Origin of the sequence: Pseudocitrobacter vendiensis (genome assembly GCF_943590815.1) — a bacterium.
Lineage (GTDB): Bacteria > Pseudomonadota > Gammaproteobacteria > Enterobacterales > Enterobacteriaceae > Pseudocitrobacter > Pseudocitrobacter vendiensis.
Genome location: NZ_CALSBS010000006.1, coordinates 220676 through 231147, shown reverse-complemented (window position 1 = coordinate 231147; position 10472 = coordinate 220676). Strand labels below are relative to the sequence as shown.

Genomic DNA, 10472 nt, shown 5'->3' with positions numbered 1-10472 from the left:
CTTTTAACGATAGCATGCGTAGCCAAATCAATAACGAGCACAAAGTCCGAAAAAACCTGGCCGACAAACAAACGGCCATCTGCAATAACTAAGCTACCAGGAGGATGGCTCAAAATCTCTCTTTCACCGTTTTGCGGGGAGATCGACTCATATTTATCCAGGTCGATGGTACGTATGATTGATTTGGATGATGGATTAACGATTGAAATGCTGCATCCAGCCCAATTTGCAGTTATCAGGAAGTTGTTATGCAGGAGAATGTCATGTGGTTCAGAGCGGCTTGGAAATTTATAAATCGGGGCTCCATCATCACTACTGTCTAGAATAAGAGAGGCTTCTGATGTTGCTGCCTGTGCAGTCTTGGCAAAATCATCCAAGGATATGACCAGAGTGATGTTCGACCCTCGTGCCGCATCCTGTGCTCCAGGTTGGAAACCAACCTCACTGACCATGATTCCTCGATCGGCACCAAGGTCATCAATGAGGCTCTTGAGAGCAAGCACCTTTTCCTTAGGAACGCGAGTTTTCCACAATTTGCATTCGATTACCCAAGTACAGAGGATACCCGATCGAAGGAAGGTCGCGTAGACGTCAATATCATGGGTCGCTCGAACACCTTTGGCTCGATAATCAACCAAAGCATTACATCCAAGACGTCGAAATACTTCAGCTGTGGCCTCCTGATAAACTCGCCAGTCCGCGTAGCTCATGCAACTCCCCAATAATATGGCTATATTTTTTTCTGTGTGCCATCCAGCTTGCGATGAATAAGCGAAACCAACGTAAGGATGTCCAGCGCATCCAATTCAGACATGGGCCAATTCTTCTTAGGCGAATGGGCCAGTGGATTGCGCACAGCGCCGAATAGACCAATGAGTAGGTTCGCAAAACCTTTTTGTTCACTCTTTTCTGAGTCGGTAGTGAGCGGTCCCAAGGTCAGAACTGGTTGTTGTCCGGTAAATGCCTTGTTCACCAAGTCAGCACCATCGCCGCTCAACCCAGACAACTGACGAATACGTTCCGCAACCCCTTTCGTCGCCTCGAAGACGGCATGAAAATAGTTTTCGTCCAGAAGTTCTGCACGACAATAGTTCAAAACTTCTGCATGCACAGCACGGTTTTCGAGTGCAGCCTTAAGTCGCCCGGCGCGGGCTCTGGCTGAATCGAGTGTTGTTGCTTTAGTAGCGTTCGTGACCTTACCATCTTCGCGGACATAAAAGCCGGAAAAAGCTAGGACAACATTGAGTTCATCACGCCTCCAGGTAAATACTGCTGGATCACGAGCGTAATTTACCGGATTCATCGCACGGTTAATGAACATTATGAGATGGTTGCCGACCTGATATTGGTTCTGCGCACCTACGAGCGCATTATACAGCCGTTTCCATTTTGTCATGCTTGGCGATGTGTCGGCAACTTTGATTTCTTGTAGGAGTCGCTCGATCTGCGCCCCACTCAAGCCACGTTCGGTATCAGCAAGAACGCGACAAGCGGCCTCAAGGTGCTGAGAGTTGAATAATGGAATACGTATCATAAATTACCTTTTTATCACCTTTCAGACCCACTCGAGCGCCGTGATAATCGATTGTCCCTCAGTACCGACCTCCACAAACAAAGCGTGATCGTAGCCAAGCTGCTGCTTATAACCTTGAAGTTTCAGTAGATCGATTCGTCTATCGACGCGACTCGTTGATTTTTTAAATTCTAAGACCAGATGATTCTGTTGTGTACCTCGCCGATGCACGATCACATCAGGAAATACTGTCTTTGCTTCAACGTCTTCGCTGTCTGGATAAAGCTCCAAATGTCTGAGCCGTTTAGGTTCTACACCATCCCGGTTATATTCGCAATCTACATTCCAACCGGGGAAAGATAGCTGGAGGTACATCGCAAAGCGAAAGGTAATGGACCGTTCGTTAGCATCAATACTGAGTAGATCATGATCATTGAATAGTAGCTCGGACAATGCATGTGACACAGGTTCGCCTGGTTCACATTGATTGAGGTAGCGTATTTGAGCCGGGGTCAGTGCCATTATCACGCTCGCATATTTAAGGAATTTTATTGGATTTTTCAGTACGCATTCGGTTACCAACTAAAAGGTATAATAACTGAATACTAAAACCTGATGTTCATCACAAAATCAGAAAAACCAGTTCATGAACCAATGGTAGAAAATTCGTATGATTTGTGTTCAGCTACTTGCACAGTTATGAACCAAAACTTAGTTCATAAGTGCATGCTTTGATTGCTCGATGAGAAAAAATTATTTAATTACAGTTGGTTGCAAAGTTTTTTATTATAAATTAAATTATGTATTTCCCTCAAACCCAGAATAGTTAAATTAGATCTGACATCACAAATGTTCAGTTAGTAACTGGACGGATAATCGGTTTTTTATGCCCTGCCTTGCCGTGCGCTACGTGAATTCTGAGAATCAACACGGGCAAGTCTTGCGTCAGATTTTACGTAGCGCATCCAAAACTTACCTCAGACACTCCACATACTTTGTGGCTGAACGCTGGACTATCATTGCACCATCACCATACACATCTCTACCGCTAAACGCGCCGTGGATAATATCGAATTCAATATGCTGCAAGCGCTGCGCAATGTCACTTACCGTTGCAGCAGATAGCGGCAACATGTTTGGGTAACTCCACATAAAGGATACAGAATCTCCACCTGGTGCAACCTGAATGATATCGCCAGACAGCAGCACACCCTTCCCTTTAGCACAATGAAGCACGGTTCCCCCGCTGAAATGTCCCCCCAGACGGATGAGTTGGATTTCTTCATCAAGTCTGTATGTGTCACCCTGCCAAAGTTGTATATGCGGGCTGTCTCTGACAATCCATTGCCGATCGTCAGCATGCAGATAAATTGGTGCGTCAAACGCCTCCGCCCAATCTTGCATCGTGCTGTAATAATGTGGGTGTGAAATCGCGACCGATTTGAGCCCACCCAGCGCTGAAATAAGTGTTCGGGTCGCATCATCAAGATTCGCAATGCAATCCCATAGAATATTGCCCGCTGGAGTCATTACCAGGAACGCTCGTTGGCCAATGGCAAATGCAGGTACGCTTTCCAGTGTCAACAATGTGGGCGAAAGCTGCTGCCATTGATTGCTATGGTTTGCGTGTAAGGTTTCCGGAGAAATCCATTCCTGACCAGAAACGGGAACAAATTGTCTTTCATCTTCACAAATTGTGCATCGTTCAGGGGGGCCACATTTAACTGAATAAGAGGTACCGCAGGCTTTGCAGAGAATGTTCACCATCATATTCCTTTGTTATCCAGAAGTGATGCATTAAATCTAATAGCAAAAACCGACCCTTGGGCCGGTTTCTGAAAATAAAATGAGAATTACAGCGGTGATGTTGTCACGGCCACGTGGGTCTGACGGCGATAACCCACAGCCCCCATGGCGCCAGCAACTACGCCCATGACAATAAGCATAAAGAAGCTGTACCAACTGGCTTTGGCGGCGGCAGCTGCTGCTTTATCAGCCGCCTCGCGCGCTTTTTGCGCAGTCTCTTTTTTCAACTCCTCATATTTTTGACGAGCCGCCTGATAATTCTGCTCTGCCTGATTAACCATTTGCTCAGCCTCGGCATCACTTTTACCGGTTCGTGCAATGATTATATTTTTCAGTGCCTGACGATCTGCCGCTTCAAACGTTGCACTGTTTCTATCGGTAAGGCCCTTTATAAACTGAGTGATATCTCCGCCCTGATTCACCTGATTTTGTGCTATTTTCCCCTCATTACGTGCATTTTGCTCGAGGGCTTCAGGTTGCAATTCGGGTTTACCGGTCTGTCTTAATGTCAGCTCCAGTTGATTTTGAAAGTCATCGAGATTGATATTATTTTCATCCATTTTCTCTTTTGCTGTTTGCACAACTGACGGTGCGACAGATTTAATCCCGCTACCCACAGCCTGCATTCCTGATCCAACAATATTTAACGCACCGGTTGTCGCACTATTGGCTAACATCAACAGAAACGTTGTACAAATAAGAGTGTTTACACCAAAAACGAGTACACCATGCACTGCGCCGTGACGGTAAGCGAGCCAACCACCAATAAAACCGCCCACTGCAGCGGAAATTATCATGCTAATTCCCGTCCAGATAGCCGCGCCAGTCGCCAGCCCATTGAGTGGATTTTCCTCCTGGAGCGGATCAACCGTGGTTGCGCCAATCGCCGAACCCAGAATAATGAGAAGTAAATAGACAACAATGGAGATAACGACACCCGCGAAGACAGCGCTCCATGATATTTTTTTAAAAGCAGAAGTGCTCGCCGTCGGATAAAGAGGATCGTATTCTCTCTCTTCAATATGTTGATAATTAGCCATTTCAATCTCCACTATTGCGTTAATTCAGATACATTCAGGTCATGACTTATAAAACCAACGATCAATTTAAGCGTAGCCTTGATTGAAATAATTGAATGCATAATTAATCTAATAGGAATTTTCAACCATGGAAATGGATTTTCGTATCTGAGATAAAATCAGCACTCCAAAATTCTGGCGCCCCAGAATGGAACCACTGATAAATCTGAATTAATGAAATTTGCAACGCAACTCTCTTACACAGACTATTATTTATATTCACTACATAAGGAGCCCGGTATGACTTCAGGAAATGACACAAAGCTACATTACCCTCGTCCACCATTTGTTGAACAACCTCAGCAAATGCCTGGGTTGGCCTCGGAAATGAAGCCATTACCGGATCATGGAGAAACCAGTTATATCGGTTCGGGTAAACTTGCCGGTAAAAAAGCGCTGATCACCGGCGGAGATTCAGGAATTGGTCGGGCAGTGGCTATTGCTTACGCCAGAGAAGGCGCCGATGTTGCCATTGGTTATTTACCTCAAGAAGAATCGGATGCTGCAGCTGTTATCGCCCTGATTCAGGCTGAGGGACGTAAGGCTGTCGCCATCCCAGGGGATATTCGCGTGGAGTCTTTTTGTGACACGCTGATTGAGCATGCAGTCAATGCCTTAGGTGGGTTGGATATTCTGGTGAATAATGCCGGCAGACAGCAATACTGCGATGCCATTGAGGATCTCACTACCGCTGATTTTGATGCCACGTTTAAAACCAACGTTTATGCCCCCTTCTGGATAACTCGCGCTGCTGTGCCCCATTTGGCAGAAGGTGCGGTGATTATTAATACCTCTTCCGTACAGGCTTTTAAACCCAGCGAAATTCTACTGGACTATGCACAGACTAAAGCCTGCAACGTAGCATTCACAAAATCATTAGCAAAACAACTCGGCCCCCGCGGGATCCGCGTCAATGCGGTAGCGCCTGGCCCTTACTGGACACCGTTGCAGTCCAGTGGCGGTCAGCCCCAGGAGAAGGTTCAGCACTTTGGTGAAGACACGCCATTAGGCAGACCCGGTCAGCCTGTTGAGATTGCGCCGTTATATGTTCTACTGGCATCCGACAGTTGTTCATATGCTTCCGGGCAGGTGTGGTGTTCTGATGGCGGAACAGGCGTAGCATAAAAAAAAGCCTCTGTGAAAACAGAGGCTTAATTTATTTCGCTAATATCAACGCGTTAAAAGCGTCTCAGCCGTCTCTTTCACGCTCGCCAGCAGAACTTTGACATCTTCCAGGCAAACGGTCGGGTTCAGCAGTGTCAGTTTCAGGCACGTCACACCGTCAGCTTCTGTGACACCGACGTTAGCCGCGCCAGATGCCAGCAGCACGTCACCGATACGCTGGTTGAGCAATGCGACAAACGCGGTATCACCCGCTTCAGGGCGGAAACGGAATAATACGCTGGCCAGCTGTGGCTGCATAACCAGTTCCAGGTGCGGCTGTGCGGAAACAAATTCTGCGACCTGCTGCGCCAGGGTTACACCGTTATCAATGATTTCGGCGTACTGCTTTTTACCCAGCGCTTCAAGGCCCATCCACAGTTTCAGTGCATCGAAACGACGGGTGGTTTGCAGTGATTTGGACACCAGGTTCGGCACGCCATGCTCTTCATCAAAGTCAGAGTTCAGATACGCAGCCTGATAACGCATCAGTTCATAATGACGCGCATCTTTCAGCAGGAACGCGCCGCAGCTGATGGTCTGGAAGAACTGCTTATGGAAATCAAGCGTGACAGAGTCAGCGGATTCGAGGCCGTTCAGGTAGTGACGGTATTTCTCAGAGAGCAGCAGCGCCCCGCCCCACGCGGCATCCACGTGGACCCAGATATTCTCAGCAGCCGCCAGCTCCGTGATCTCGACCAGCGGATCGATAGCACCGGCGTCGGTGGTTCCCGCCGTAGCGATGATCGCCATCACCTGCTCACCATTTGCCTTCGCCTGCGCCAGTTTGGCTTTCAGGTCGGCCATATCCATGCGAGAGAATGCATCGGTTTTCACCTGAGTCACTGAGCGATAGCCCAGGCCCATCAGCGCCATATTCTTCTGCACAGAGAAGTGTGCGCTTTCAGAGCAGAACACTTTGATCTTACTGAGATCGCCGGTCAAACCATTCTGCTGAATGGAATGCCCCTGACGAGCAAAGAAAGCGTCGCGCGCCAGCATCAGGCCCATCAGGTTGCTCTGAGTGCCGCCGCTGGTGAAGACGCCAGCATCGCCAGCCGGATAACCTACCTGTTCGCGCAGCCATTCGATCAGCTTCATCTCAATGATGGTGGCTGACGGGCTTTGATCCCAGGAGTCCATGCTCTGGTTGGTGGCGTTGATCAGCACTTCTGCGGCCTGGCTGATGACCAGGCTCGGGCAGTGCAGATGCGCCACACACTGCGCGTGATGCACAGAAAGGCTATCCTTCAGGAAGTACTCAACAGCACGCGCAATAGTGGCCTGGTTACCCAGGCCCTCTGCGGTGAAGTTCAGATGAATACGCTCGCGCAGCTCGTCAACGGTTTTACCCTGATACATCTCAGGTTGTTTTAACCATTCAACGACCGCTTTGCTGCTTTGCTCGATGGCATCCTGGTAGGCGGCGATGCTTTGCGCCGAACCGGACAGAATCGGGTTATTATCTGACACGTTCATTAACTCCGATTAAACCGGCTTCACGCCAGCGCCCAGCAAGGCGTTTTCAAATTTATCGAGGAAAATTTCCAGCTCAGCATTGGTGATCAGCAGAGACGGCAGCAGACGCAGTACGCAACCGTTACGACCGCCACGCTCCAGAATCAGGCCAGACTCAAAGCATTTTTTCTGCAACAGCGCAGAGAGCTCGCCATCCGCCGGGTAGCAACCCATGTGATCTTTCGCTTCGTTCGGCTTCACAATTTCCAGACCGATCATCAGACCCAGACCGCGAACGTGGCCGATTACCGGGTAACGTTTTTGCAGCTCGGCCAGTTTGCCTTTCAGCCACTCGCCCTGAGCGGCGACTTTGTCAGCAATGTTGTCGTCTTTCAGGATTTTCAGCGTGGTCAGGCCCGTGGCCATTGCCAGCTGGTTACCACGGAAAGTGCCCGTATGGTGACCCGGTGCCCAGGCGTCGAACTGCTTCTTGATACCAAGAACAGCCAGCGGCAGACCGCCACCGACAGCTTTAGACATCACGATGATGTCTGGCTCAATACCCGCATGTTCGAAGGCGAACAGTTTACCGGTACGTGCAAAGCCTGCCTGTACTTCATCGATAATCAGCAGAATGCCGTGTTCCTGGGTGACTTTACGAATGCGTTGCAGCCACTCGACCGGAGCCGGGTTAACACCGCCCTCGCCCTGTACCGCTTCGAGGATCACCGCAGCTGGTTTACGCACGCCGCTTTCTACGTCGTTGATCAGGTTTTCGAAGTAGTACGTCAACGCTTTAACACCCGCGTCGCCGCCAATACCCAGCGGGCAGCGGTACTGATGCGGATACGGCATAAACTGCACTTCCGGCATCATGTTGGATACGGCTTCTTTCGGTGACAGGTTACCGGTGACGGAAAGCGCGCCATGCGTCATCCCGTGGTAACCGCCAGAGAAGCTGATGATGCTGGAACGACCGGTCACTTTTTTCGCCAGCTTAAGTGCAGCTTCTACGGCGTCAGCGCCGGAAGGGCCGGTAAATTGCAGGCAGTACTCTTTGCCCTGACCCGGCAATAAAGAGAGTAAATAAGATGAAAATTCATCTTTTAAAGGTGTGGTAAGGTCAAGCGTATGTAACGGTAAGCCGCTGCTGATGACACTTTGAATGCTTTGAAGCACGTCAGGATGATTATGACCCAGCGCCAGGGTGCCAGCGCCTGCCAGACAATCAAGATATTGATTATTTTCAACGTCGGTGATCCAAACGCCCTGCGCTTTAGCAATCGCCAGCGGCAGTTTACGTGGATAACTTCGAACGTTAGATTCAAACTCAGCTTGTCTTGCTAAAAAGGTATCATTGCTTTGTGGTAATGAATTAGCACTTAAAGTATCAATACGGACTTTATCCGTCATCATATCACTCCCACAACCTCGGGTATTAATAACGCCGGGTTGAATTAAGGTTAAAGGGACTGCCTGTAAAAAAACGCGGCTAATATAAGTGGTTTTAGCGTAGGACTCAATCATTTATTTTAGCGATGTTTTCATTAGGATTTTTCCCTTGTGAATCAATGTGTAACGTGGGGTTCTGCTGTTCACATACTTTAAAAATCGTTACCATTTCAGGCAAAATGTAACTGATGAACAAAACACGCACAACGTCATGTAAACCATCACATTGTCGTGGGTTTATGCTTTCTTTACACACTTTTACTATTAATAACGTTCAGGAATTGCTGGTAAGGCATTCTTTTTAACTAGTTTATCGATAAATATAATAAAAACATCGACCCTAAAAGATAAATCACTTACTATGGCGCGCTTATTTGCACTACACGCTAATAAATGAACTAATGCGCATCACACCGGTAACGCGTAAGAGGCATACACGTTATCGACAACGGGATGTATATCCTGGGTTGTCACCAGAAATGTTCGCGGGCGGACATTTCGTAAGGCGAAGTCACTTCCCTTATGCCGAGAATGAAAATTTTCTAGCCATCTATTATGGCGCCCTGATATGAGATTGTTATGACACGCATTTATCCACAATTCGTCGTTGCCAAATTTGGCGGTACCAGCGTTGCTGACTTTGACGCGATGAATCGCAGTGCCAGTATTGTTCTTGCAGATGAACAGGTTCGCCTGGTCGTATTGTCTGCCTCCGCCGGTGTCACTAATCTGTTAGTCGAGCTTTCTGAAGGTCTGGAAAGCGGCGACCGTATGGATAAAATCGATACTCTTCGTACCATCCAGTACAACATTATTTCCCGCCTGAAACAGCCAACGGTTATCAGCAAAGAAATAGATCAACTGCTTGAAAATATTGCTCATCTTGCTGAATCCGCGCAGACAACGCCATCGGCTGCATTAAGCGATGAACTGGTGAGCCACGGCGAGCTGATGTCGAGCCTGTTATTTGCTGAAGTGCTTCGTGAACGTGAGGCCCAGGCTGAATGGTTTGACGCGCGCAAAGTGATTCGCACCAACGACGTTTACGGTTGTGCGGAACCGGAACTTAGCCAGGTCGCCGAACAGGTGGAAATGCACCTGCGTCCGCGTATCGAACAGGCCATCGTGATTACCCAGGGCTTTATCGGTAGCGATCATACCGGGCATACCACGACGCTGGGGCGCGGCGGCAGCGACTACACCGCATCCCTGCTGGGCGAAGCGTTACAGGCATCACGCGTCGATATCTGGACGGATGTTGCAGGGATCTATACTACCGATCCTCGTGTTGTGCCACAGGCGCAGCGTATCGACCACATCTCGTTCACTGAAGCCAGCGATATGGCCGCCTTTGGGGCGAAAGTGCTGCACCCGGCAACGCTGTTGCCCGCGATGCGCAAGAATATACCGGTATTTGTCGGTTGCAGTAAAAATACCGCTGCCGGCGGCACGCTGGTGCGTCGTGAAACCGAGAATCCGCCGCTGTATCGTGCGATTGCCGTTCGCCGTAAGCAAACCTTGTTAAGGCTGCACAGTCTTCACGCGCAGCCAGCCTATGCCTTTTTTGCTGAGATGTTCGCTATTCTGGCACAGCATCAGGTGGATATTGATCTGGTTACGACCTCGGAAAGCAGCATCGCGCTGGCACTCGATCCCACCTGCGCGACATCCGGAGAAGATCACACCTTGACCACGTCACTGCTGACGGCGCTCTCCTCCCACTGTCGGGTTGAGATTGAAACCGGGCTGGCGCTGGTGACGCTGATTGGTAATCAGCTTCATCAGGGGACGGGGGTGTGTCGTGATGCCTTCGCCGAACTGGACGAACATGCGGTACGCATGATTTGTCACGGCGCATCCAATAATAATCTCAGCTTCCTGTTGCCGGGCGACACTGCCGATAGCGCCGTCGTTGCATTACACCGCAGGCTGTTCGAGTAAGCGAAATCAGGGGCGTTTCGCGCCCCTTTTCATTTCATTGCTGCAGTGCCCGCTTTCTTGTA

The 10472-nt window shown here is 49.2% G+C and carries 9 protein-coding genes; 2 read left to right on the top strand and 7 right to left on the bottom strand.

What is annotated here, in order from left to right:
* From NMC31_RS09505 to NMC31_RS09485, 5 genes are all read right to left on the bottom strand, one after another.
* On the bottom strand, positions 1 to 710 hold a 710-nt coding region (locus NMC31_RS09505; RefSeq protein ID WP_253897750.1), incomplete at its 3' end, for a restriction endonuclease.
* Positions 711 to 730: 20 nt separating this feature from the next.
* Positions 731 to 1534 (bottom strand): TIGR02391 family protein, encoded by an 804-nt coding sequence (locus NMC31_RS09500; RefSeq protein ID WP_000619352.1) that lies wholly within the window; start codon positions 1532 to 1534, stop codon positions 731 to 733.
* Positions 1535 to 1555: 21 nt separating this feature from the next.
* On the bottom strand, positions 1556 to 2035 hold the full coding sequence (locus tag NMC31_RS09495; protein WP_001542736.1) for a hypothetical protein: 480 nt from the start codon (positions 2033 to 2035) through the stop codon (positions 1556 to 1558).
* A 450-nt stretch (positions 2036 to 2485) separates the two neighbouring features.
* On the bottom strand, positions 2486 to 3277 hold the full coding sequence (locus tag NMC31_RS09490; protein ID WP_253897761.1) for an MBL fold metallo-hydrolase: 792 nt from the start codon (positions 3275 to 3277) through the stop codon (positions 2486 to 2488).
* Positions 3278 to 3366: 89 nt separating this feature from the next.
* Positions 3367 to 4359 carry a hypothetical protein gene (locus tag NMC31_RS09485; protein WP_253897749.1) on the bottom strand — a complete coding sequence of 331 codons (993 nt, stop codon included), beginning with the start codon at positions 4357 to 4359 and terminating at the stop codon, positions 3367 to 3369.
* A 279-nt stretch (positions 4360 to 4638) separates the two neighbouring features.
* Here NMC31_RS09485 and NMC31_RS09480 point away from each other — a divergent pair, with 279 nt between their 5' ends.
* Positions 4639 to 5523 (top strand): SDR family oxidoreductase, encoded by an 885-nt coding sequence (locus tag NMC31_RS09480; protein WP_253897748.1) that lies wholly within the window; start codon positions 4639 to 4641, stop codon positions 5521 to 5523.
* 45 nt (positions 5524 to 5568) lie between these two features.
* Here the strand turns inward: NMC31_RS09480 and NMC31_RS09475 are convergent, their stop codons facing one another.
* Positions 5569 to 7032: a pyridoxal phosphate-dependent decarboxylase family protein gene (locus NMC31_RS09475; RefSeq protein ID WP_253897760.1), complete on the bottom strand. Its 1464-nt coding sequence runs from the start codon at positions 7030 to 7032 to the stop codon at positions 5569 to 5571.
* A 15-nt stretch (positions 7033 to 7047) separates the two neighbouring features.
* Entirely contained in the window at positions 7048 to 8433 is a 1386-nt protein-coding gene (locus NMC31_RS09470; RefSeq protein WP_041686241.1) for a diaminobutyrate--2-oxoglutarate transaminase, read from the bottom strand.
* A 615-nt stretch (positions 8434 to 9048) separates the two neighbouring features.
* On the opposite strand from NMC31_RS09470, the gene lysC reads away from it, so the two are divergent.
* Positions 9049 to 10410 (top strand): lysine-sensitive aspartokinase 3, encoded by a 1362-nt coding sequence (lysC, locus tag NMC31_RS09465; RefSeq protein WP_253897747.1) that lies wholly within the window; start codon positions 9049 to 9051, stop codon positions 10408 to 10410.
* Positions 10411 to 10472: the final 62 nt, after the last annotated feature.

Bases quoted from the DNA above. Each gene is read 5' to 3' on its own strand.
- NMC31_RS09470 (WP_041686241.1), bottom strand. From the start codon at position 8,433: ATGATGACGGATAAAGTCCGTATTGATACTTTAAGTGCTAATTCATTA.
- NMC31_RS09485 (WP_253897749.1), bottom strand. From the start codon at position 4,359: ATGGCTAATTATCAACATATTGAAGAGAGAGAATACGATCCTCTTTAT.
- NMC31_RS09500 (WP_000619352.1), bottom strand. From the start codon at position 1,534: ATGATACGTATTCCATTATTCAACTCTCAGCACCTTGAGGCCGCTTGT.
- NMC31_RS09480 (WP_253897748.1), top strand. From the start codon at position 4,639: ATGACTTCAGGAAATGACACAAAGCTACATTACCCTCGTCCACCATTT.
- lysC (WP_253897747.1), top strand. From the start codon at position 9,049: ATGACACGCATTTATCCACAATTCGTCGTTGCCAAATTTGGCGGTACC.
- NMC31_RS09495 (WP_001542736.1), bottom strand. From the start codon at position 2,035: ATGGCACTGACCCCGGCTCAAATACGCTACCTCAATCAATGTGAACCA.